The 24,844-nt window shown below is 46.9% G+C and carries 22 protein-coding genes and 1 pseudogene; 17 read left to right on the top strand and 6 right to left on the bottom strand.

From position 1 onward, the window contains the following. Window positions 1–23 precede the first annotated feature (23 nt). The 8 genes and pseudogenes from PW844_RS03205 to PW844_RS29375 all read left to right on the top strand — a co-directional run bounded on the left by PW844_RS03205 (window position 24) and on the right by PW844_RS29375 (window position 6,677). A complete protein-coding gene (locus PW844_RS03205; protein ID WP_299447185.1) occupies window positions 24–1,373 on the top strand; it encodes a c-type cytochrome in 1,350 nt (449 codons plus the stop codon). 22 nt (window positions 1,374–1,395) lie between these two features. Further along, complete coding sequence (locus PW844_RS03200) at window positions 1,396–1,899, top strand: sugar dehydrogenase complex small subunit (RefSeq protein WP_299447150.1); 504 nt, start codon at window positions 1,396–1,398, stop codon at window positions 1,897–1,899. A 20-nt stretch (window positions 1,900–1,919) separates the two neighbouring features. Next, window positions 1,920–3,524 carry a GMC family oxidoreductase gene (locus PW844_RS03195; protein ID WP_299447147.1) on the top strand — a complete coding sequence of 535 codons (1,605 nt, stop codon included), beginning with the start codon at window positions 1,920–1,922 and terminating at the stop codon, window positions 3,522–3,524. Then, window positions 3,517–4,854, top strand: a complete 1,338-nt coding sequence (locus PW844_RS03190; protein WP_299447144.1) for a cytochrome c — start codon at window positions 3,517–3,519, stop codon at window positions 4,852–4,854. The genes PW844_RS03195 and PW844_RS03190 overlap by 8 nt, the downstream gene beginning before the upstream one ends. Window positions 4,855–4,976: 122 nt before the next feature. After that, window positions 4,977–5,312, top strand: coding sequence for a hypothetical protein (locus PW844_RS03185; RefSeq protein WP_299447141.1), 336 nt, complete (start codon window positions 4,977–4,979; stop codon window positions 5,310–5,312). Between the two features lie 64 nt (window positions 5,313–5,376). Further along, a pseudogene (locus PW844_RS03180) lies at window positions 5,377–5,921 on the top strand (hypothetical protein). Beyond that, window positions 5,905–6,075, top strand: a complete 171-nt coding sequence (locus PW844_RS29380) for a hypothetical protein (protein WP_367187746.1) — start codon at window positions 5,905–5,907, stop codon at window positions 6,073–6,075. Before PW844_RS03180 ends, PW844_RS29380 begins: the two are co-directional and overlap by 17 nt. Window positions 6,076–6,110: 35 nt before the next feature. Then, a complete protein-coding gene (locus tag PW844_RS29375; protein ID WP_367187748.1) occupies window positions 6,111–6,677 on the top strand; it encodes a nucleotidyl transferase AbiEii/AbiGii toxin family protein in 567 nt (188 codons plus the stop codon). A 1,176-nt stretch (window positions 6,678–7,853) separates the two neighbouring features. Here PW844_RS29375 and PW844_RS03170 read toward each other — a convergent pair. After that, window positions 7,854–9,068, bottom strand: coding sequence for a Xaa-Pro peptidase family protein (locus PW844_RS03170; RefSeq protein WP_299447138.1), 1,215 nt, complete (start codon window positions 9,066–9,068; stop codon window positions 7,854–7,856). 549 nt (window positions 9,069–9,617) lie between these two features. Here PW844_RS03170 and PW844_RS03165 point away from each other — a divergent pair. Beyond that, a complete protein-coding gene (locus PW844_RS03165; RefSeq protein ID WP_299447135.1) occupies window positions 9,618–10,496 on the top strand; it encodes an ATP-grasp fold amidoligase family protein in 879 nt (292 codons plus the stop codon). 84 nt (window positions 10,497–10,580) lie between these two features. Here PW844_RS03165 and PW844_RS03160 read toward each other — a convergent pair whose 3' ends face one another. The 5 genes from PW844_RS03160 to PW844_RS03140 all read right to left on the bottom strand — a co-directional run bounded on the left by PW844_RS03160 (window position 10,581) and on the right by PW844_RS03140 (window position 16,911). After that, complete coding sequence (locus PW844_RS03160) at window positions 10,581–11,576, bottom strand: AI-2E family transporter (protein WP_299447132.1); 996 nt, start codon at window positions 11,574–11,576, stop codon at window positions 10,581–10,583. Next, window positions 11,576–14,629, bottom strand: coding sequence for an efflux RND transporter permease subunit (locus PW844_RS03155; RefSeq protein WP_299447182.1), 3,054 nt, complete (start codon window positions 14,627–14,629; stop codon window positions 11,576–11,578). The genes PW844_RS03160 and PW844_RS03155 overlap by 1 nt, the downstream gene beginning before the upstream one ends. Beyond that, on the bottom strand, window positions 14,629–15,714 hold the full coding sequence (locus PW844_RS03150) for an efflux RND transporter periplasmic adaptor subunit (RefSeq protein ID WP_299447129.1): 1,086 nt from the start codon (window positions 15,712–15,714) through the stop codon (window positions 14,629–14,631). Before PW844_RS03150 ends, PW844_RS03155 begins: the two co-directional genes overlap by 1 nt. Window positions 15,715–15,800: 86 nt before the next feature. After that, entirely contained in the window at window positions 15,801–16,118 is a 318-nt protein-coding gene (locus PW844_RS03145) for a multidrug efflux SMR transporter (protein ID WP_299447126.1), read from the bottom strand. 229 nt (window positions 16,119–16,347) lie between these two features. Continuing rightward, complete coding sequence (locus tag PW844_RS03140; protein ID WP_299447122.1) at window positions 16,348–16,911, bottom strand: TetR/AcrR family transcriptional regulator; 564 nt, start codon at window positions 16,909–16,911, stop codon at window positions 16,348–16,350. Window positions 16,912–17,367: 456 nt separating this feature from the next. Here PW844_RS03140 and PW844_RS03135 point away from each other — a divergent pair, with 456 nt between their 5' ends. From PW844_RS03135 to PW844_RS03100, 8 genes are all read left to right on the top strand, one after another. Then, window positions 17,368–17,724 carry an SMR family transporter gene (locus PW844_RS03135; RefSeq protein WP_299447119.1) on the top strand — a complete coding sequence of 119 codons (357 nt, stop codon included), beginning with the start codon at window positions 17,368–17,370 and terminating at the stop codon, window positions 17,722–17,724. Next, complete coding sequence (locus PW844_RS03130; protein ID WP_299447116.1) at window positions 17,717–18,049, top strand: SMR family transporter; 333 nt, start codon at window positions 17,717–17,719, stop codon at window positions 18,047–18,049. Before PW844_RS03135 ends, PW844_RS03130 begins: the two co-directional genes overlap by 8 nt. Beyond that, complete coding sequence (gene cutC / locus PW844_RS03125; RefSeq protein WP_299447113.1) at window positions 18,046–20,427, top strand: choline trimethylamine-lyase; 2,382 nt, start codon at window positions 18,046–18,048, stop codon at window positions 20,425–20,427. Before PW844_RS03130 ends, cutC begins: the two co-directional genes overlap by 4 nt. Then, on the top strand, window positions 20,390–21,349 hold the full coding sequence (locus tag PW844_RS03120; protein WP_299447110.1) for a glycyl-radical enzyme activating protein: 960 nt from the start codon (window positions 20,390–20,392) through the stop codon (window positions 21,347–21,349). The genes cutC and PW844_RS03120 overlap by 38 nt, the downstream gene beginning before the upstream one ends. Window positions 21,350–21,655: 306 nt before the next feature. Beyond that, window positions 21,656–22,555, top strand: a complete 900-nt coding sequence (locus tag PW844_RS03115; protein WP_299447108.1) for a hypothetical protein — start codon at window positions 21,656–21,658, stop codon at window positions 22,553–22,555. 275 nt (window positions 22,556–22,830) lie between these two features. Then, window positions 22,831–23,730: a Kdo hydroxylase family protein gene (locus tag PW844_RS03110; protein WP_299447105.1), complete on the top strand. Its 900-nt coding sequence runs from the start codon at window positions 22,831–22,833 to the stop codon at window positions 23,728–23,730. 271 nt (window positions 23,731–24,001) lie between these two features. After that, entirely contained in the window at window positions 24,002–24,289 is a 288-nt protein-coding gene (locus PW844_RS03105; protein WP_299447103.1) for a damage-inducible protein J, read from the top strand. Further along, window positions 24,286–24,591 carry a type II toxin-antitoxin system RelE/ParE family toxin gene (locus PW844_RS03100; protein WP_299447100.1) on the top strand — a complete coding sequence of 102 codons (306 nt, stop codon included), beginning with the start codon at window positions 24,286–24,288 and terminating at the stop codon, window positions 24,589–24,591. The genes PW844_RS03105 and PW844_RS03100 overlap by 4 nt, the downstream gene beginning before the upstream one ends. The last annotated feature ends 253 nt before the right edge of the window (window positions 24,592–24,844 follow it).

Below are 24,844 nucleotides of genomic sequence, written 5' to 3'. Positions count from 1 at the left end.
TTAAACAGGGCACGCTGGCACTGATGCTGGCTTTTTCTTCTGTCACAGTCCACGCCGCCAGTGATGATGCTTTGGTGAAAAAGGGCGAATATCTGGCGGTAGCTGCCGATTGTACCGCCTGCCATACCGCCTCAGTGTCGCAACCCTTTGCCGGTGGCAAAGCCATTGCCTCACCGGTAGGGGAAATCATCGCCACCAACATCACGCCATCGAAAGCCGACGGTATCGGCAATTACAGCGAACAACAGTTTGCTGATGCGCTGCGTAAAGGGATTCGGGCAGACGGTGCTCATCTGTATCCGGCGATGCCGTATACCGCTTATGCGGTGCTGACCGACGACGATCTCCATGCGCTCTATGCCTATTTTATGTCGGGCGTGAAGCCGGTCGATCATCCTACGGCGCAGACCCATCTGCCATTTCCGCTCAACCTGCGTTTTTCCATGATGTTCTGGAATGCGCTGTTCCTGAATGCGCCTGGTTACCAGCCGGATACTGCACAGACAGCCAGCTGGAACCGGGGCCGTTACCTGGTGGAAGGCGCTGCGCACTGCAGTTCCTGCCATACGCCGCGTGGTTTTCTGATGCAGGAGAAAGCCGATGCAGCCTTTACCGGCGCACAGGTGGGTCCCTGGTTTGCGCCAAATATTACCGCCAACCCGGTCAGCGGCATTGGTCAGTGGTCACAGCAGGATTTGATTACTTATCTGCGTACCGGCCGGCTGGCAGGAAAAGCACAGGCGGCAGGCAGCATGGCTGAAGCCATTACTCACAGCTTCCAGCATCTGTCGGATCAGGATCTGACGGCAATCGCCGAATATATGCAGAGTGTTCCGGATCATACGGCTTTCGCTTCCGGGACTTCGCGCTTTACCCAGGGTGAGGCGGGCAACAACCTTGCAGCATTCCGTGGTCACGCCTTTGCAGAACCGGTCAGTGACGAGGGGGCAAGGTTGTTTTCAGGGAACTGCGCCTCCTGCCACGGCAGCAGTGGGCAGGGAACTAAAGATGGCTTCTATCCCAGCCTGTTCCATAACAGCGCCACGGCAGAGCGGAATTCATCTAATCTTATTGCGACTATTCTGTTTGGTGTAGAACGCGATACAGCACAGGGCAACGTGTTTATGCCGCCCTTCGGTGCGCAACCTAACGCGCTTAATCATCTGGATAATCAGCAGATTGCCACTCTGTCTAACTGGATCCTGCACCGCTATGGCAATCAGAATGTGACGGTGTCACCGGAGCAGGTGGCAGAGATCCGTCAGGGTGGCCCCTCATCACCCCTGGTACTGCTGGCGCAATCCGGTGTAGCCGCCGTTGTACTGCTGGTGATTGCTTTTATTCTGCTGTTGATCTGGCGGCGGAAACGTTAAACCCCTACCACTGGAAAATACTATGAAGCATTACTCACGTCGTCGCGTGCTGAAGATGGCCGGACTGGTGGCCATCACCAGTGCCGCAGGCCATCTGCTGCCACTGCCGCGTCTCAATGCTGCGCAACCGCAGGCGGATGCCGTGGCGCAGGCGAACTTTATCCAGGTGTCTCAATGGCTGACGCAGCAAGAGAACCTCAATAGCACCGTTGCCCATGCGTTATTTATTGCGCTGAATCAGACCCAGCAGGCGTTCACTGCCGAACTGACGCAGCTCACTGCTCTGCTACAAAGCCAGCCCGGTTTGTTGCAACAGGATCACCTGACGTTTGCCGCCAGTGACGTCGCCAGTGAAAAGCTGGCGAAAGCGATCCTTGGTGGCTGGTACAACGGCGTGGTCGGCAAAGGTAAACATGCATTGTATGTCACCTACGTTAATACGCTCGCCAACCAACTGGTGAATGACAAGCTGGTGCCGCCGAGCTTCTCGTATGGCAAATGTGGCAGCTGGGCGCAACAACCCTGATTTTAAAGAGTAATGTCGTTATGAATAAAAATAATTCTGCTGATGTGGTGGTGATTGGCGCAGGTGTCAATGGCTCGCTGCTGGCTACCCGTCTGGCCAAAGCGGGTAAATCTGTGCTGCTGCTGGAATCCGGCCCGAAAGTGGGTCGTGACGAACTGGTTGAACGTTTCCGTGCCTCCGCATTCAAATCGGATTTTATGTCGCCATATCCGTTTTCGCCGATGGCACCGCAACCACGCTATACGCCGGAGCCGGATGGTTACCTTCATCAGCTCGGGCCACACCCTTTCGCCGCGCAATATATCCGCATATTTGGCGGTACCAGTTGGCACTGGGCGGCACAGTTATGGCGCTTTGTCCCTAACGATTTCCGCCAGCAGTCACAGTATGGTGTCGGGAAAGACTGGCCGTTCGGCTATGACGAACTTGAACCTTATTACTATGAGGCGGAAGTTATTGCCGGAGTGGGCGGCTCGCCGGACAACGGCTCACCTCGCAGTAAACCTTATCCGATGGATCGGGTACCGGCTTCCTGGTTGCAGCAGCGTGTTACCGCGCGCCTCGCCCCCGACTTCACCGTGCTGGATGACAGCACCGGGCGCAACAGTCACAGCTATGATGGGCGTCCTGCCTGCTGCGGCAACAATAACTGCATGCCCGTGTGTCCGATTGATGCGCAGTACCATGGCGGTATCGCAGCACAACAGGCTCAGGATAGCGGTGTGCAGGTGATCACCGAAGCGGTTGTGTATCAGCTGGAACACGACGCACAGGGTAACATTGTGGCTGCCAGCTATTACGACTGGAACAAGGTAAGCCATCGCGTCACGGCGGAAACCTTTGTGCTGGCGGCTAACGCGATTGAAACCCCCAAGCTGTTGCTGATGTCGGTGAGCGATAAGTTCCCGCAGGGTATCGCTAATGCACGCGATAACGTCGGACGTAATCTGTGCGATCACCCGGCAATTGGGGTCACTTTTGATGTTGATGAGGAAATCTGGCCAGGGCGAGGGCCGGTCAGTCCGTGTTCCATTGGGCAGTATCGTGACGGCGATTTTCGTCGCGAGCACGCGCCATTCCGTATTGATATCTCCAATGCCTCTCAGGTGGCGGCAGTCACCAAAGAGGTGCTGGCGGAAGGGTTATTTGGTCAGAAATTACAGGATCAGATACGCTTCCGTGCGGCCCGTCGTCTTAGTATCAAAAATGCGATGGAGCAGTTACCCAATCCTGAGAACAGAGTCACGCTGAGCAGCAATAAAGATCCGCTCGGTCTGCCCACACCAGCCCTTTACTGGGATGTCAGCGACTATGAGATAAAGGGAGCAGCGAAAACGCGCGAATGCTATGACGCCATTGCCGCAAAGCTGGGCGGCACCAACATTAAGCACAGCAAAAGCGGCAGCTTTTCGAATCGTCAGCACATTACCGGCACATTGTCGATGGGGCTGGACCCGGCGACCAGCGTGACCGACCCCTGGGGACGCGCGCATGATCACCAGAACCTGTTTATGGTGGGTACTGGCGTAATGCCAACCGTTGGCACCTGTAACGTAACACTCACCGCCATGGCGCTGGCATTGCGCACCGCCGATAAAATTTTGCAGGAGACGCAACATGGCTAAGCAATGGAAAGCGTTGCTCTCAGCGGGGGTGCTGGCTTTGCTCTGTAGTCAGGCTCAGGCTCAGGCTGAGGATCAAAATGCTCTGATTAAGCGTGGAGAATATCTGGCGATAGCCGGGGATTGCGGTGCCTGCCACACTGAGGAAGGCAAAGCCCCGTTCAGCGGTGGCCACGCGATATCCAGCCCGCTGGGCACTATTTTCAGTACCAACATTACGCCGTCCAAAAGCGCTGGGATCGGCAACTACAGCGAAGCGCAATTTGCAGCTGCGCTGCGTGAAGGTGTGCGTGGTGACGGCAGTCAACTCTATCCGGCAATGCCTTATACCGCCTATGCGAAGCTTAGCGATGAAGATGTGGCTGCGCTCTATACCTACTTTATGCGTGGCGTTCAGCCGGTGGATGTCCAGCCGCAGAAGACCGCGCTGCCGTTCCCGTTCAACCTGCGTTTCAGCATGGCAGCGTGGAACTGGCTGTTCCTCGACAAACAACCGTTCCAGCCTGATGCCGCACAATCTGCAGAATGGAACCGCGGTGCATATCTGGTGCAGGGATTAACCCACTGCAGCACCTGCCATACGCCACGTAATTTCCTGATGGCGGAACAGACGGCGAAAAATTTGCAGGGTGCATCACTGGGCACCTGGTTTGCTCCCGATATCACCGTCACCGCGTTACAGGGTAAATCACACTGGACACGCCAGATGCTGGCTGACTATCTTGCGACCGGGCACGCCAGTAATGGTGCTACCGCTGGCGGGCCGATGCTGGAAGCGATCGATAAAAGTTTCTCGCGGCTTACGCCGGAAGATCGTCACGCCATGGCAGTGTATCTGTTGCCCGGAGATCAGGCTGATCAGGCTGCCGTTGTGAAGATCGGCCTGACGCCAGTGCAGGGGGATGATACACCGCAGGCCAGCATCAGCAGTGGTGAAGCGTTGTATCGTAATAACTGTGCTGCCTGCCACAACCTGGCGGGCGAGGGGCTGAACGGCCTGCCGGCGTTGAAAAACCACCCGGTGCTGGATAAACCAACGGCAGATAACGTGGCGATGGCAGTATTGCAGGGTGTCTGGCCGGAAAAAGATCAGGGCATGATTGCCTTTGCCGGTTCGCTCAATGACGCACAGATAGCCGACATTACAAATTACGTGATGCGGGACATTGGCCACAGTAAAGTGCAGATCACCACGGACCGGGTGAAAACTCTTCGCGCCGGTGGGGAAGCATCGCCGTTGATGCTGGTGTCGCGTGTGGGTATGGCTTTAGCGGGTGTGGCAGTCATTTTGGTACTGTTGTGGTGGTGGAGAAGAAAGCGCATCTCCAGATGATAACTTCTGCCAGGTGCGTATTCATGCGCATCTGGTCAGTTCTGCTATGAGGGAGAGGTTCCAGATCGGGTTCGGTGATGGTAATCATCTCTGCAAGAGTGGGATCATGAACGGAATTTAAGATGACCCAAGCCCGTTCAACTGAACGGGCTTGCTTTTTGCTATCAGAACTTCAGGCTGACACCCGCCGTGACAGAACGTCCGGGAGCGGGCTGACGTCCCCATGGGCTGGTATCGATACCGCGGAACCAGTAGTCGCGGTTAAAGATATTGTTGATGCCAACATAGCCATTCAGCACGGTGCTGTTACTGGCAATACATTCCTGACTTTTAGTCAGATGAAAGAGAATCTAAAAGAAGCAATAGGGTGTTCAGCAGTATTACGGCAGTCTTACCGTTCCATATGGATATTAAGTGCACGTAAATACCACATTTACATGGTTTTCATGTTTACCTGACAGATTAGTTGAGCCTATGTATACATGAATACTAAGGTTGTATGGTATTCGCGAGGACTTATTGATGGATAGAATGACTGCAATTGAGCGCCTGAACGCATTCGATAAGAAAGGGCGTTATGTCTTTACCACTCGCGATTTGGCCAAAATTTCCATGAAGATAATCCAAAGGCATTGAATGCCGGGCTAAATCGTCTGGTTAAGAATGGCATCCTTTCACATGCTATTCGTGGTGTATACGTGTACAACCATGCCAGAAGCAAAGATGCCTATACGCTTGAGCGCATTGTTTTAGCCCTGAGACGGGGAGAGTACAACTACGTTAGTCTTGAGTCAGCGTTATCTGCGTATGGTGTCATCTCCCAAATCCCCATTGGGCGAATTACGGTGATGACGACCGGGCGCTCTGAAGAACATAAAACCCCATTCGGGGTGATCGAATTCACTCATACGAAGCGACCGCCTGAACAGATTTTACTGGATACTTATATGGGCAACTCACCCTTGCGGCAGGCAACAGTAGCAACCGCCGTCAGGGATCTTCGCCGTGTAGGGCGTAATACACACCTGATCGATGAGTCGGAGTTAAACCGTGAATCAGAAAGTTAATTTTTCCGTACTGGTCAGTAAAGCAATGGAGTCGGCTGAGCTTGAAGGCATGCGTAACGTCGTAGAGAAAGAGCTTTTACACTACGACATTCTGTACTGCCTGGATAATGCCGGCTTATTGCAGGATCTGACTTTTCAGGGGGGACTTCATTAAGGCTGTGTTAAGGCGGCAATCGGTTCAGTGAAGATCTGGATTTTGCGGGGGGAGCTGAGTTTTCCGGTCCACATCTGAAGAACATGAAGACCTGCATTGAAGACTATCTGGGAGCACGTTACGGATTAGAGGTCAGCGTAAAAGAGCCAAATGAATTACGCCATGAGCCAGGCTATGAGGAGATTCGGATTGATAAATGGCAGGAATCGGTCACTACCTCACCTGGAAGACGCGATATGCCAAAGCAGCGTATCAAGATTGAGATTGCAAATATTCCCGCCTACACAAGAGTGCCAATGGCGTTATCGCGCAATTATACGGTTTTGCCTGATGGCTACGCTGACACACTGGTAATGTGTGAAACCCTTAACGAAGTGATGAGTGACAAACTCATTTCCCTGGTCGCTACAACAAAATATTTCAGATACCGTGATATATGGGATCTGCCCTGGTTACTCCAGCAGAATGCGGCCTATGATATTGAACTTATCCGCAGGAAAATTCAGGACTATCAGATTCCAGACTACAGTGAACTTTTAAAACATCGGCTAGCAAATATTGACCAGAGAGTCAGTGACGGGCACTTTGAAGCGGAAATGTGACGCTTTTTACCGCAGACGGTTTTTGACAGAACCCTGGGACGTGCTGAATTTACCGGTTATCTGAGTAACAGGCTAAAAACGCTGTTGAGTTCATTGCGACGGGAGCTGGAAGGGGAGGGTGGAGGACGTGCATTTCTGATGTAAAAAACTGATGCCGGCGGCATAACATAGGGGTATAAACCGATGATAAGTGCAAAATATCGTCAGTTGAGTCGGATACTAAAATCCAGGTAAAAATATTACACCTCCTTCCATTAGTTACAACAAACGAAATTTACTATTTAACGACAGGGAGTCATTTGAACCCACAATGCCCCTCTCCACCAAAAACCGTGCAAACCTCAGACATGGGACCGCATTTACCCACTGAAAAGCGCTGCCGCCCAGGTCCGGAAGGCCAGTACTGAAGTAGTGGAAGCCGGATGCTGTAACTACCAAGTTCTTCGTTGCTATGGGTATTACCGCGGATTCGTTCTTTCGTCTCCGACCATCTGACTTATATACGCCTGAAAGGCCGCTGCTTAAACTGCCGCTTTTCAGGGAGATGTCACGATGGGGGTGAAAAGCGTCTTACCCGCTCCTGTACTCTGTTTTCAGCGCCTCCAGATAAAATGACTTCTGGGGCTATTGCTGGACTCAAGGCATCAGGCGTGACTTCAGTAGAGAAATGCGTGGTGCAATTACTGGCTAAGGGAAGGATACTGGAAATCTTTTCATATACCCAGTGGACATCCACGACCGGTACAGAATTATCCTCGTTGGTATCATTCGGGTTGTACTAGTTGAACGTTATTATTATTAAGAGGACATCTGAGGCTGGAGGGAAGAGGATGAAACTGTCCTATTACCTGGCGTCAAATGTGTCTCATGCATATGCTTGCAACACCAAGAGAATTGGCGGTTTAGCCAAATCAAGGGCATTAAAAACTCGCAAGGCGGGTTTAATTATTACTTCATTCTTTTCTCCCGGGGGAAGCACCGTAACACTCAGGAACTGAGTTATACCTAAAGAACATTACGTGTCAAACATGATTCCCAAGGACAGTTTGGCAGTTAAACACTTGTCAGAATAATTCCAAAAATAAAAAGTATTTAAGAAGTGAGTGAATAATGCATTAGTTAATAAATCACATAAATGCTGCTCTTCCTTGAGCATTTATTTCCATGATTATGAAATCAACGGATAATCAGCTCACGATGTTCACCCGGACCGAGAATTTCACAGCCATTCTCCGTGACTACAATACTTTCAGAGAAGCCAATGCCATATTTATCTTCTGGATGCCACATGCAAATAGGCAGATGGAAAGCCATGCTGGGCAGCATAATTTCTTCTGAACCTTCTGCAATATAAAGATTCGCTTCAGTCCAGGCAGGTTGATGGCCCATGCCAATAGAATAACCATAGCAACCATGGAAGAATGAACCTTCCGGTGCAAGATCAAGCGCTTTTTTAGTTAACTGGGCAATATCATCCCCGGTACGTCCAGGTTTAATATGTTCAAGCAATAACTCATTAACCATTAAAGCTGAGTCAGAAAGTCTGCGGATACCATCACTGGGCTGCCCAATAACACAACTACGCATGGTCGGAGCATTATAGCGATCATAAGTGCCCGTATACTCAAGGTACACTGGATGCCCTTTTTCCAGAGTGTGGCGACGATAAGGAATGTGTGGCATATAACCGGTGCGCGGACCAGTAACACACATCGGGTCAATGGACATGAGTTCCGAACCCGCTTTTTTAAGCGCGTAATAACCTTCACCAACGACTTCAGTGTCAGTTTTACCCTCTTCACAGGCGTTAATTGTTGCCATCAGCCCTTCTAACGACCAAGTCGCGGCAACACGCATTTTTTCAATTTCAGCCGGTGATTTAATTGATCTGACTTTAAGCACCAGATGTGTTGCATCCACAAAAGTCGCATTCGGAAGCAACTCGGTCATGCGCAGGTAGCTGCGCACGTTCATGGCACCACTGGCGAAGGTCTCGGGATTATCCATCTCCAGACCAATACGACAACCATTGGCACCTAAATCACGCAATATATGACTTAATTGCGTTGCTGTATCAGTAGACTCGTACCAGCGGTAAACATCAATGTCTTCAATGGTAGAGAACAGAAGTGCGCAGGGTGCTTCCAGTTCAGAGGTATGCAGGCGAACATTACCTGTCTGCCCCAGGATCCCCATGCTGTAACCACTTGGCATCGTTGTGTCATAACCCGTCAGGTAGCCCAGATTTGGTGTAATGCTAATGACTAAAAAATCGATACCTCGTTCACGCATCAGCTGCTGTGTTTTAGTAACTCGCATAGCATATTCGCTGCGTGCAAATCCAAGCTCTTTCTGCAGGGGATGGTTTTTTAATGTCTGAACTAAATCCATGATTGATTCTCCAAAGAAACAGTAATTGTGGTTGAAAAGTTCATTCACGAAACAGTCAGGTATTAACAATCAAAATCCCATTGACCTATCAGGTATATCGGCCGCCATTTGGATTAGAAGTTATTTCCTTTACACAATCCATTGTTATTTCGTGAATGAACGAAATCAAGATACTACTTGGTATCTTTAAGATCAACATTGAATTTATTCGAATTAAAACCTTAGTTTTCTGAGAGTTTTAATTTAACATTACGCATAACTCACTAAAAATAAAACTAAAAACAAAAACCATTAATGCTTTTTATCATTACCATGTTCAATATATTTAACAACGATAACATCATTTCAACCAATAATTCCCGTTTCCGTTTAAACTTCATTGATATTTTAAGTCCGCATGGATATACCATTTAAAAAAACAATAAAATATTGATCGAAAACAATAATGTGAAAACGCTGATAATTAAAATTAAACATACCATATGGTATGTTTTAACTAAGATTCCCACTATCGACATTAGTTCTGGAGCCTGTTTAGGGTTATGAAAAATGAAATGGTATTTAAAAAGTCTCGAGTTTAAGCTAAAAGCTATACGCGTTATGTTAACGAGTGATTTACGTTATCAAAAAAGGCGGTTCAGGGAGTACTTTGGCTACAATCCGGATCTGGAGAATCCAAAAAAATTTAATGAAAAAGTACTGTCCCGCATGCTTTATGACCATGCAAAAATTTATACTCTCCTGGCGGACAAAGTTTATGCCAAAGATTTTGTGGCGGAGGCAATTGGTAGCCAGTATGTGGTTCCGTTGTTAGGTTCATGGCTGCGGGTAAGAGATATTCCTTTCTCCATGCTACCAGAGCAGTTTGTTTTGAAGTGTAATCACGATAGTGGTAGTACTTTGATATGCAGTAAGAAAAGAGAACTTAACGTAAGAAAGGCCAAAAGCAGGCTGAACTTTTTTCTTGGCAGAAACATGTATTACGCGCGAAGGGAGAATCATTATAAAGACATTGTTCCGGAAATATTCTGCGAAACTTATCTTGATGCTAAGGGCTACGCTAAAGAAAGACATTACCCTGAGCTCTATCGATTACATTGTTTTCATGGGAAAGTGGAATTCATTGAGGTCGATATACTGGACAAAAATAAAGAATGCATTAACATTTACACACCAGACTGGACGCTACTTGATGTAAAAGTAGAGGGCGATAACTACAGGGGAAAAGTCTGTATCCCCGATGCTTTTGACAAATTAAAACCACTTACACAAATGCTTTTGTCTAAAATTGGCACCGATTATTGCCGTGTCGACTGGTTTATCGTGGATGACAAACCTTACTTTAATGAATTCACCTTTACACCCTGTGCTGGCATTATGAAATTTAACCCACCGGTGTATGACGACATTTTTGGGGATAAATGGTAAGTACATTTTAAATTATATCGTGTTAATTATTTTGTTATGAATAATATTCAGGTCCGCTAAGTGAACCTGAATATTATGGGTTATTTAACAACATCCAGACTTCCAGATACTGAAAATACTCATCAACATTAACGTCAACGGTATCGCCAATAGAACCCCTGTTGTGCCAAACAATACCGGCCAGAGAATCAGCGACAGCATCTGAACCGTCAATGGGATGGAAAGCTGTCGTCCAACAAGCAAAGGCTCCACCAGGCAGCCCATCAGAATTGTTGCCACAGTAAAGATCAGCAGAATAGCCAGTGCATCGCCGACACCACTGAAAATAAAGCACTGAACAAGGGGAGGGACCGTTGATATGAATGCACCGACTATAGGAACATAATTCAGCAGAAAGGCCAGGATCGCCCATTCGAATGCATAATTCAGATGATAAGAATGTAAAGTCCCCCAGACGATCCCCCCACCAATAATACCCATCAATGTTCTGATACCGAAGTAAAGTACAATCTGATGAATACACCGTTCCAATGTTCTCCCACAGTCGGGGTATTTTCTACTGGTTCGGATACACCAGTTTACTGCAAGCGGGTACTCATAAAGCATAAAGAAGACCAGCAGGAATAACTTTAGCGTAGCTCCAAGCATGCCAGAAAAGAATGAGGCGACCCCACTTAATATCGTCTTCAAAGGCAGATTATCTATGAGTGTAAAAAAGGTCATGGATTCTGTAGAGATACCAACCGGGCTCAACCATGTGCTGACCAGCTGAATAGACTGGTTTATGATTTCGGGCAACATTTGTGTTGTCTTCACCAGCTCCGGAATAATAACAGCCATGTGTATCATTCCGACAGTGAAAATAACCGCAATACCGCTTACCACCAAAAGCACTGATGCAACCCTCGGTATACCTGACTTTGTCAGAAATCTTACAGCAGGTTGCAAAAGTAGAGTGATCACAATGGCTATCAGTATCATGGAGAAGGCATCATTGATTAACATGAGTCCTGTCACCAATACCCCTGCTAATAACACTGGCCAGTAGTAAAGTGGGCGATAGAAATCTTTAACCATCATCACTGATCCCCTTTCGTCCCGTTCTTATTATGAAATGCTTCATAGAGAACAGGCAAAACGAACAAGATCAAAACAATGGCAAAGCCCAGGCCCCCCATAATCACCACAGCCATACTCTGGAAGAAGCCATCACGCAGTAACGGAGCAAGACCAAAAACAGAAATAAATGTTGTCATCATGATGGGAAAACGCGCTGTAGCTGCATCCATCACAGCAAGGCGAAGTGCTTTGCTGTCAGACTGACGATGTATCTCATCGACCAGTACGATGCCACTTCGGATCATTATCCCACTCAGACTGAGCAGCCCGATCAACGCCATAAAACCGAAGGGAATACCCGTGAGCAGGAAACCAGCCGTAACGCCAATCAAGGCCAATGGTATGGTAAGCCAGATGGCTATGGCGGTTCTCACCGAACTGAACATCAATACCGTGATGACAAACATTGAAAGAAATCCAAGCGGCAGGATCCGGAACAACTGTTTGCTGGCCGATGACGAAGCATCGACATCACCTGCCCATTTGAGATGGTACCCCTCAGGTAACTGAATGGCATTTATCGCAGGTGAGATGATATTGACGATTTCAGCCGGTGTTTTGCCAGATGCAGGGTCTGGATCAGCTAACACTGAGAGTGTGCGTATCCTGTTTTCCCGGATGATCACTGGATCTTCCCATCCAATAGTGTCTTCACTCATCACGCTCAACAGAGGAATATAACGCTGTTGGACACGGCTCCAGACCATCATATTTTGAAGCTGACTGGCGTCGTGGCTTAGAGTTTCAGGAGGACGAAGCACGATGGGAAGGGTATGAGATTCATCGTTCCACACGCCAATGACACTCCCGCCGAAGTTCATTTTTAATGCCCGGTCTACCTCACGCTTGTCTACCCCTAACATAAGGGCAAGATCGTTATTGATGTGAGGTATCAGTACTTTGCTGCGCTCCTGCCAGTCATTCCTGACGGCAATAACATTAGGAGTGCTGAGCAGAACTGACTGAGCCTGGTTTCCTAATTTCCTTAACACATCGGGGTCCGGACCCGAAAACTGAATATCAATCGAGCTGTCGTTCGAGGGGCCGAACATGATGCGTTTTATGTTCGCATTCACTTCCGGAAACTTATGCTGCAGTGTTACGCCAAGGGAGTTCAGCAGACGATGGGTGTCATCCAGTGACTTCGTCTTTATCATAATTTGCGCATAATTATCATAGCGTCGCTGCCCGCTGTAGGTCAGTGTAAAACGTATTCCACCCTGTCCAATAGTGGTTAAAGTACTGTCTACACCAGCCTGGCTTCGTACAAACGATTCAATCTGTTTCGCCATCGCTGAAGTCTGCCTGATATCCGTATTCTGTGGTAACCAGAGATCGGCAAACAGGACCGGCATCGACGTAGAGGGAAAGAAGTTTTGGCGAACGTGTGAAAAACCATACACAGACAGGGCCAGCAGCAACGCCATCCCCATCAATGTTTTCGCTTTATGATTGAGTGAAATCTCGAGGATGTGCCGATAACCTTCGATCACTCGCCCGCGTTGCACTTTACCCGATGCATCAATGGGGGTTGACTTCGAAAATGCCCATTTGATAAATACCGGAGTCAGGGTTAGTGATGTAGCCCAGCTCAGAAGCAAAGCAATCATCAGCACCAGGAATAATGACCGACAGTACTCACCGGTCGAGTTCTGAGATAATCCAATAGGGGCAAATGCCAGTATTGCAATGATTGTGGCCCCAAATAAGGGGAAAGCAGTGCGCTTTATATTCCATAAAATGGCGTCGACAACATTTTTCCCCAGACTTCGTCCCACCCTGACACCTTCAACCATCTCAATAGCATTGTCTGTCAGCATACTGAGCACAATAATCATGGCCCCAAGCGAAACACGCTGAAGATCAATACCAGCAACATACATGATGAGTAATGAACCTAACACGTTGATAGCCAGTGAGGCCGCGATGACAATCCCATTGCGTAACCCCATGATTAAAACCAGTGTCACCAGGACAATCACGATCGCCATGACGAAATTGAGAATAAATCCATTTACTGCAGTGTTAACGGCACTTGACTGGTCATAAAACAAAGAAAAATGCATGCCTGCGGGTTTCGCGGCCATTAATCCAGCCATCACGGCTTCTACGCGTTTACCGACTTCAATTACGTTCACATTAGGCTTAGTTGCCACCCCTACGGTGATGGCCGGAATTCCATCGGCATAGAATCGATTCTCTGGAGTAGCCGTTACCCCTCTTGAAATCGTCGCGATATCACGTAGTTGAACAGATTGAGCACTTCCAGGCGGAGAGATAAATATATCGCCAAAGTCCTTCAGTGAATGTATCTGACCGGTAGGACGAACTGGCAGGACTTTTCCATTCACCCTCATTTTTCCTGAATCAACCACACCATTGCTGTCAGCGATCTGAGCGGCTAGCTGGTTAGGCGTAAGACCATGGTGCGCCAGTGTCTCCGGTGTCGTCTCAATATGTACTTCTTCCGTTGCCTGCCCCGCAATAATGACTTTGCTGACGCCAGGGACCAGCATCAGTTCACGACGGATATATTCCGCATAGTCATTCAGCTCTTTGAGAGAATAATGCTCACCGGAGAGCGAGAAATAGTAGCCATAGACATCACCGAAATCGTCCATCACCAAAGGTTTTGAAACACCTTCAGGTAGCAGCCTTGCGTCATCTTCAATTTTATTGCGTACTTCATCCCATATCTGGGGAAGGCGTTGAGAAGAGTACTCAGGAAGAACCTGGAGCGTAATCTGTGACAGGCCATTTCCTGAAATAGAGCGGATTTTTTCCACATACGGCAAGCGCTGAAGTGCCTGCTCTAATGGGCGGGTGACCTGTTGTTCTATCTGTCTGGCCGAAGCTCCAGGATAAGCTGTCATAATGACCGCTGTTTTTATGGTAAAAAGCGGATCTTCCTGACGTGAAATATTCAGAAATGAGATGATCCCCCCGATGCTCAACAGGAGGATTACCAGCCAGATTCTTATATTGTCATTCAGAAATTGACGAATAATATTGATCATAGCTGAATTTCCTGTTGCCAGACCCGTACCTGTTGTTTCTGTTTTAAAACAGAAACCCCCGTGACAACGACGGATTCACCTGATGACAGGCCATGTTTAATTTCGATACAGTGGCCGGTGATGGTTCCTGTCTCTACAGCGCGTTTATCGACATAATATTTTCCATCAACCTTATTCAACACCCACACAAAAGCTTTTCCCTTAGGGCCTGAATCGGGATTGAAAATGGCATCAACAGGTACCAGAACGGGGTAATTGTTTTCCCCCAGGTTTGTCGAGAGAGGTCTGAGAGTGACTCTCCCTGACAATCCACTCAGGGAAACGATTTTAGCAGGGCGTGGTAACGTTAATGTTATCAGCCAGTTCATATCATTGTGACTACTGGTGCTGGCATGCTCTTTATATTTCGCAGGAAAATTTACACCAGGCAGAGAGCTGAACTCTATATCATACGCGAGTTCTTTATCCGGATGATGAAAACGGCTCATGACACGTTCAGGCACGTTGAATAGCACATCCATATTGTCCATGTTATTCATGGTGAGGATGGGGTCACCACTGGTAATAACCTGATGGTTCTTTTTCATTATCTGTGAGATCGTACCATCGTAGGGCGCTTTCAAAGACATATCACTCATCTCAGATTGCGCGAGTTTGAGTGTGATTCTGGCTGAATCACGCTGGTGCTTATGTATATCCATTTCAGATTCGGAAATGATGTGTTGCTTAGAAAGCACGGAATAACGCTCATACTGACGCTGCGTCGTTTGATACTGACTTTTAAGCTCGGCGATACGATGCATCAAGGTAGTCTTATTTAACTCAGCAATAACATCGCCTTTTTTCACGACATCGCCTTCCCTGTAGGGGAGATACTCAATTTTACCTCCGAACTTAAACGCAAGAGGGGTGCGAACTCCCGCGAATACCTTTGCAGGAAAAGAGTGTGAAAAAGGTGCCGTCAGTTGTGTAACAGTGATAGTTTTTACTACTAAGGGAGCCTTCTCTACGTCATTACTTTTTCTGTCACAGCCGGAAACGGACATAATGAAAAGGACAATGACTAATCGATAAAAATACATATCAACCGCCTGAAAATAATACCCGGTTGAAAACTTTCCAGACTAAACCGTTCTCCTGCCGGGTAAATGCATAAGTGCTGACGTCACTACTGAGCCAGTTTTAGTGTGATGATGCCTGACACTAAGAGTAAAACGCCTAAATAACGAACCAGAGAACTTGAGTCGCCATAGAAATAAATGCCTACAAGGAATGTCCCAACGGCACCAATACCGGTCCAGATGGCATATGCGGTTCCAACAGGAATCGTTCTCTGGGACATCCACAGAAAAACACCGCTACTGCAGATAAAAAATCCCGCAATTGCAATTCCCATCAATCGGCTTTGTGGGTTCTGTGCAATCTTCAGACCTACTGGCCAACCTATTTCTAACAGACCAGCAATAAATAAAAATATCCAATTCATATAATTACCTTTTCCAGCTTAGAGATTAAAAATGAGTTTGATTGAAACAAGACATTAAGATACCTCTAGGTATCTTAATGAACCATCAACAGGTATGATCTTCAGAAATTGAAGAATCATTTATTTATTGAAAAAGAGAATATTATCGAGAGGTACTTTGAGTGACAGCATAGCTCTGTAAGACATTGTACCGACCACTTAATGTAGAGTGGTCGGCACAACAAATTGATTAGAAAGCTGAAATTTTTGAAGTCATTTCAGTCAGACGGGTACGGATGAGATCGCGACTGGATTTATTGGGGGTAGTCTTGCCCGGAGCCGAGATCCACGCCCCATCTGCTGCATACCTTAAAACTTCAAATTCAACACCGTCATCTGTCGCGCGATGCTTCTCCAGTCGTCTTTCCAGCCACTGATTCCACGCTTTATTGATGTTTTCATCCTGCAAAAGCGTAGGCGTGAAAACTGCCCAGAAATGACCTTCTGGGGAGGGATTCAGCAGCACCTGGATATAGGCTGAAGTGAACCGGCCTCGCTGCTGTTCGTCCACATTGAGTAGGGCATCAATCTCCTCATCGAGCATTGAGACCAGTTCTTCAACCACGGTTTTAATTAACGCCTCTTTGTTAGGAAAGTGATGAAAAAAAGCACCTTTTGTCACACCAACGGCATCCGCAACCATCTGTAGGGACAGTTTTGCGAAACCTATTTGTGCAGCCATTCGCGCGGAACTTTCAATCAGTGCCCGACGAATACGTTCTGGTTCTTTTTTCCTGTTATAAGCCGTTGTCATAAGTGTTTCCTGTTTAGCCGACACACTGTTCCCTATGCTACCACTTAGACACTTTGATGAAGAGAAAAAGCTTTAACGCCTTCATAAGCGCAGTTTTTAAGAACAGAAAGAATGTTAACTTCAAATCAGCACCTCATCAAAATAAACAAACATTAAACAAAAGAGCATCAAAAAATTGAATTCATCATTAGATCCAAAAAATTTACGTCAGAAGTTTAACTGCATTACAGATGCACATTATTGAATTAAATTAAATTTTATTATTAGCGACATAATTAACCTTAAAAGATCTCATCAAAATCACCATTGAAGCTTAAGATACCTAGTGGTATGTTCTGCCGGGTAGCCTGAGCACGTGAAATGAAAACGGTCACAATGTTTAAGGTCATGTAATAGGGAATGGTGCTTTATGTTAGCACTCTGAATATCCATTTTAATCAAGACGAAGAGGAAATCATGCAACAAAAAAGCAGCTATCTCTTTCTCGGGATAGCAATTGTTATCGAGATATTTGCCACCAATATGTTGATCCTGTCTGAAGGCATGAGCAGGCCGTTACCTGCCATCACTGCACTTATAGGCTTTATGGCATCTTATTTTTTCCTTACTAAAGCCATTCGCTTTATTTCATTAGGGATTGCTTATGCCATGTGGACAGGTATTGGTATTTTTCTGAACACCATACTGACCGTAACATTCTGGGGTGTAAAACTGCACTTTATGAGCATTATTGGGATTGCATGCATCATCATCGGCGTCCTTGTTATTAACCTCCTGTCGAAGAGTAATAACGAAGGAGTAACCTATGGGTAACTTCCCGCTCATTTTACCGTGGCTTGCGGCAGCCGTTATATTTGAAACGGTGGGGGCAAGCTTTCTGGTTAAAACAAAGGAATTTACAAGAATTATTCCAACGATTTTATCTATCGCCAGTTTCTGCGTGTGTTTTTACGCATTAAGCCAGGCAATGAACCTCAGTGCATCGGGCGGTGTAATTCACGCTCTCTGGTGTGGTGCAGGGGTAACATTTGTTGCTTTAGCTGACAAGGTTCTTTATGGGAAGAAGTTAGATAATGTTGGAATTGTAGGCCTTATTTTTATTATCGTTGGTTGTATCACAATGGGAGTATTCCAGTGAAAGATATTAAGTTAACAGAACGCGTGGAAAATTTAAAATCACGTTATTTGTCCGCACGCCCTTTTATTTCTCCTTCAAGAGCGCTGGCTGTCACTGAGGTTTATCGTGAAGCTCCGGGTTTGCCGATGCTGTTGCTCAGATCTCTGGCATTTCGCCGTGCATGCCATTCAGCACCTCTTGTTATTGAAGAGGGAGAACTGATTATCAGCCATCCTGCGGGCGGTGCCCGCGGTGGCGAAATCTCCCCGGAAATATCATGGCGTTGGGTAGAGGATGAGCTGGATACGATGTCAACTCGCTCCCAGGACCCCTATCAGATCACGGAAGAAACAAAGCGCGTTTTAAGAGAGCAGGTTTTTCCCTTCTGGAAAGGACGCTCACTGGATGAAATGGCAGAAACGCAATTAAAACACGAAGGACTCTGGTCCTGGGTAAATGATGAAGGCATCTGTGACGTTTCTATTAAAACGCAAAACGGTGGGGGCGATACCTGCCCGGGCTATGACATTATTTTGCTTAAATATGGTATTAAAGGCGTGCGTCAGCAGGCTGTTGACGCCCTGTCGAAGCTTGCAGATACCGATGCGGCCGATCGGGAGAAACGAACCTATTACCAGTCAGTTATTGAAACCTGCAACGGAGTGATGGAATACGCGCTTCGGTATGCCAGATATGCCGACGAACTGAGTAAAAGCGCCGCCACACCGGAACGTCAGCAGGAGTTGAAAACACTCGCTGAGATCTGTCGTCGCGTACCTGCAAACCCGCCGCAAACGTTTCACGAGGCCTTGCAATCCATCTGGTTCCTGCAATCACTCTTTATTCTTGAAGAGAATCAGACAGGGATTTCATTAGGCCGTGCCGATCAGTACCTGTGGCCATATTTATCTGCGGAGCTGAAGTCCGGTGCTTTGACAGAAACTCAGGCGGAAGAGTTACTGTGCTGCTGGATGATCAAAATGTCGGAGATCATGTGGATCTGTAGCAAGAAAACCTCCATGTACTTCGCGGGATATCAGCCCTTCGTTAACCTCGTTGTTGGGGGACAAAAGCGCGAAGGTGGAGATGCGACTAACCTGCTGTCAAAAATGATTATGCGTTGCTCTGCAAAACTGGGCATTTACCAGCCAGGTCTGGCCGTGCGTATTCACAACAAAACGCCTCATGACTTCATGCTTGAAATTGTCGATGTGATTAAGTCCGGCATCGGTTTCCCAGCCTGCCATTTCGATGATGCCCATATCAAGATGATGCTGCGTAAGGGATTTGACTACGACGATGCGCGCGATTATTGCCTGATGGGATGCGTGGAGCCACAACGCGCAGGTCGGATATATCAATGGACATCCGTTGGATACACCACTTTTACCGGAGCCATCGAACTTGCCATGAATAATGGTAAAACGGCAACCGGCGCGCAAATGGGACCTGAAACAGGGGAGATGGCCAGTTTTGTGACTTACGAGCAGTTTGAGCAAGCCGTCAAAGAACAGTTGTCTTATATCGTTAAACTGGCGGCAAAAGCCACGCTTATCGTTCAGAAACTGCATCAGCGCTATGCGCCAAAACCCCTGATTTCCTGTCTGACTGAAGGCTGTATGGAGCAGGCAAAAGATGTGATGCACGGTGGTGCAATGATCAATAATGGCCCGGGTCTGATCTGGACCGGTATGGCTGATTACGCTAACTCCATGATGGCAATGCGAGAAGTTGTGTATGAGAAACGCCTCGCCAGTCCGGAAGAGATGGTTCAGGCTCTTAAGGCTAACTTTGAAGGTTATGACGCACTGCATACGGCATGCCTTAATGCGAGCAAATTCGGGAACGATATTGCACATGTTGATGAGATTGCCCGCGATCTTATTCACTTTACAGAAGCGATGCATCGACAGTATCGAATGCTCTTCGGCCCCTTCTCCCATGGAACACTCTCCATCTCAAATAACACCCCGTTCGGTATGATTACGGGGGCTTTGCCGAGCGGCAGATTATCAGGTGCGCCGCTGGCTGATGGCATCAGCCCATCACAACAAACTGATTTCGCCGGGCCGACAGCCATTATCAACTCCATTGGTCGTATCAATGTGGAGGAGATGGAGATTGGGATGGTTCATAACTTTAAGTTGATGCACGGCGTGCTGGATAACGAAGCAGGGACACAGGGTGTTATTTCGCTGCTGCGCAGTGCAAGTCTGGCCGGGAATGGTCAGATGCAGTTCAGCTATATCGATAATGAGACCTTGCTTAAGGCTCAGAAGGATCCGGCCTCTTATCGTAATCTGATGATCAGAGTTGCCGGTTATAGCGCGTTCTTTGTTGAACTCAGCCGTGAGGTGCAGGATGAAATTATCAGCCGAACAGTGCTCAGTAAACTGTGAAAAGAAGCCCGAGATTCACTCCGGTCAGGTGATGAACATCCAGCGCTTCTCACTGCATGATGGTCCTGGTGTCAGGACGGTTGTATTCCTGAAGGGCTGCCAAATGTCCTGCATCTGGTGCGCCAATCCGGAGAGCCAGAGTTCTGAAGCAGAGATATTGTTCGATCAACAACGCTGTAACACGTACCGGGCAAAATGCAGATTGCTGTGTCCCGCACGTAACGGCATGAATGGTTATGACGTTGAAAGGTGGCCGTCAGAGATTCAGTGTTCTGCAAATGCATTCCGACTGTCTGGTCAGAAAATGACGGTTGATTCGGTCATAAAGCAGGTGTTGTCAGATGAACTGCACTACAGAACCTCCGGTGGTGGTATGACGCTAAGCGGAGGGGAAGTCGCGATGCAACCTGAGTTTGCACGCGCTCTGCTGCAGAGCGCAAGTCAGTTCGGCATACACGGAGCGATTGAAACAGCCGGTTTTGCTTCATGGAGAAGTCTTTGGCGGGTTTGCGAAGCCAGCAAACTGATATTGTATGACCTGAAAATGGTAGATGATGTTTCACATCAACGTTATACCGGCGTCAGTAACCGTTCTGTACTGTCAAATCTGAAACGATTACTGAGAGAAGATGTTCCGATAAGGCTACGTATTCCGGTTATTCCGTTTATCAATGATACTGCCAAAGAAGCTGACGCTTTGATGATGACTATCAGGCGTATGACAGAAAGCAGTCCCAGCTTCGAAGGAGTAGACCTGTTGCCATATCACAGTTTTGGACAACGTAAATATACTCTGCTTGGAAGGCAATATCCCTACCGTCAGCATTATCCTTTAACTCAATTGCCAAAGACGGGCAGGTTAATTGAGCGGGCCCACTATTACGGCATGGAGGTAAATGTACTATCTAATTTGATTGGATAACAATGCATATATAATGATACTAAAACCCTCTCCGTTCATCAGAGCGGGGAGGGTTATTTATTTAGATACTGCGATGAATTTTACAAGCGTACTTTAGAATTATCAATTCCCACACTGATTATCATGATTGCCATGGCAGGCTTGTAATTTGCCCAACAGCAATACAATTCTTAACTGAGAGGATTAATTTTGCCACTACTTATCACAGACCATAATTCATATGGAAACTCATTACTATGCTTAAGCATCTACTTCACTTACCTGGCTGTGGAAGCATTTCTTTTCTTCACCCGGAAAGCATTCAAAATGAGTGGCAAACCCTTGACATCTCAATATTTATTCAGGCAAACCCTGAGAGTGCCAGTACTCTCGTCGATTTATTTTGGTTTGTTTTGTTGGTACGGGTATACACCACAGTTTGATGCTCAGGGTTTTGAACACTTCCTGGAGATTAGTAAATTACCTATAGGTATTTTTTCCCTTACAATTCCTTTAGTGATCATTGTAAACAATATGCACAGGACGACCCAGATTGATTTACAGATACAAGAAGCAAGGAATAAAAACATTGTTGACAGTTTTTACAGCCAACAAAAATTTGCTGTTGAGTTTTTTAATAACCTTCCCGAACAGTTTATCGAAGTAGAGGTGGATGCTGTAAGAAGAGAAATAAAAAAATTTAAAATAGATTACTCTGTTCATCTTTATCGCATGCTCTTCAGCGAATCATCTCCACAAAAGGGGGCATCTTATGAACCCAATTGCTCATTTATCAATCGATTGAATGAGAACATTTTACTGATATCGGAAAGTCTTACACGATTAAATAGTGTAAATTCAGACCAACTCAAAGAACAAGCGAGAGCATTGATCGAAATAGATTCCAGTCTTAATGAAATATCAAAATTGCTGTGTATAAAATGGCCGGTTTCTATGTACTACGCGTTTTTCAAACATCGTGATTTTGAGCTGTCGATGCGATTTTTAAACAACGAGGAGCTCGCTGATACTATAATAGCCTTGTACTCTTTCACAATTGATATTCTTGAATTCTCAGGCCCATTGGATTTCAATAAAATAATCGCGGCACCCCGTAACGAAATTGAACTATCATCCGAGTATCTACGAAAAAATAGTCCTGCTATATTCACTTATCTCACTCTCGTTGAAGGGTACATTGGTCAATGTGAAATTTTTCATCTTTGATGTTGTTTCAAGCAACAACATCAAAGATAAAAGGTTGCAGATTCGCGCAGCATGGAGTAGACGCTCATGCATTTTATTTAACATAACAATGGTGTTAGGTACTTTAATGAGGACCCTCAAATAAATTTGAATGGTTATCTTTAATGAACAAAAACATTGAGACAAATGTTCTGGGTGTAGATGAATACTTAATCTGATTTTAAATAGCACTAATTTATAAACGCTCATTTTAAAATAGTGTAATTTGTGTGTGCTAAATGAGCAAGGATCTAACTATGCCAGAAATAACAACTTCTTATGATAATGCTATTTATTCACTACCTCTTGGTCATTGGAACAGCGATACAGATCTCTCGATGTCGGCCGTTGATGCACTGGAGAAAGGCAAAGTCATCTTCTTACCCAATCTTAGTTTTTCGCTGACAGATGAGGAGATGCTATTACTTGACCCGGCATTGGTTGATCCGAAACGTAAAAACATTAGCTATCAACCGCTCAAAGATAAACTAACCGGAGTGGCTACGGCGATGCAGGAGCCAGCAATTAGTCTACTCCTGCAGCGGCATTATCAGGCTTGCCTTCAGTTGATTGCGGCGATCCTTCCCGAATATCAGCAAAAACTACATAGTCCTACTAATAGCCTGCGTCTGCATCCGGTAAAAGAATGGACGCAAAACACCTCATGGCGTAAAGACGACCGTCGCTTGCACGTAGATGCGTTCCCTTCGCGGCCTAATTACGGTGAGCGTATTCTGCGTATCTTCACTAATATCAATCCCACAGCAGAAAATCGTTCGTGGCGGGTCGGGGAAACGTTCCCGACACTTGCGCAACGATTTCTACCGCGCCTGAAAGGTTACTCTCCGTTACTCAGCAGGCTGCAATACACATTCGGGATAACCAAAAGCCTCCGTAGTCACTATGACCATTTAATGCTTCAACTCCACGATGCAATGAAAGCAGATGCTGATTATCAAAAGAACGGTCCTCAGATTGCGATCGAATTTCCTTCTGGTAGCAGTTGGATCTGTTTTTCAGATGGGACGCCGCATGCCGCTATGGGCGGACAATTTATGCTGGAACAAACTTTCCTTTTGCCGGTGGACGCAATGCATGAACCAAAGAACGCACCACTGAAGATACTTGAGTCAATACTGCATAAATCGTTGATTTAATTCGACCGCTGATTCCGACTTATTCCGGGCAGGTTTGGCTATTCGCCGGAATCAGTGATCCTGTCGTCAGAATCCCGTGCTTCTAATCCGTTGGATTATCTCCTGATAAAATGCTGCTACCCATGACGATCGATTGCACTGAGTATGAGCAGGGGACCCATGACTGAGGCGTAAGTAGTTTAGATACGTGATTAGTTTGGTATGCGGGGATGACACTACGATGGTTTACCCTCATAATGACAACACAAACGACACCACAAGAGACAACATAATGAGCAGCACTATTCATTTTCGGATAGATGATGAAACGAAACGTTTGGCCATGCTTGCTGCGGAGCGCCAGCAGATGAGCCTTACCGAACTCATGCGTCAGCGGGCAGAAGAGCTGGCAGCAGAAGAACTCCGATTTCAAAACAGTGAACATGAGCATTGGCTGGAGCAACAGATAGCTTACGCGTTCAATCGCCATAACTCTGGTGAAGGCGAGTACCTTAACAATGATGAAGTGACAAAACACATGGATGATCTGCGACAGCGAGCTGCTCAGGGAAAATTGTGACCACGAATATTGTCTGGGAAAGACGCGCGCTGACTGACAGAGAAAACATTTTTCTTTACCTGAACAAAGAAGCAGGTGCTTTAGTTGCCATTGCTGCCGATGACAGGCTCGCAGCAATGGTGAATATCCTCAAGGAAAACCCTATGGCGGGTGTACAGGCTGGGCGCACCGTAAAACATAGAAAGCTTGTAATACCACATTTTCCCTTCATAGTTGTGTATGTAGCTGATGAGACCAAAGTAAGCATCCTCCGTGTCCTTCATACATCCCGAAAAATAGCCGGACGATACAGCCATAGTTGAGTCTATTAGGGGCTTTCCGCGTAGCGGCGCGACTTATCGCGCTTCTCTGGCATCGGTACTGAAAACCGACAGGCAGGACCGTGAATCCACCGGCACCCTGTGGGGCAACGCTATCGGCCTCAGCCCCCGTGGCCGCTATTTCTATACCCAGTACACGCTCGGAATTCCGCTCAGCTATCCCGGCTATCTCAGAGCGGACCACGTCAGCATTTACGCCCGTATCGGGCTGGTTTTCTAAGAGGTCATGATTATG

Source organism: Pantoea sp., from assembly GCF_028283705.1.
Taxonomy (GTDB): Bacteria; Pseudomonadota; Gammaproteobacteria; order Enterobacterales; family Enterobacteriaceae; genus Pantoea.
Note: the sequence above shows the minus strand (reverse complement) of the source record. Positions and strands in the feature narration are given on the sequence as shown.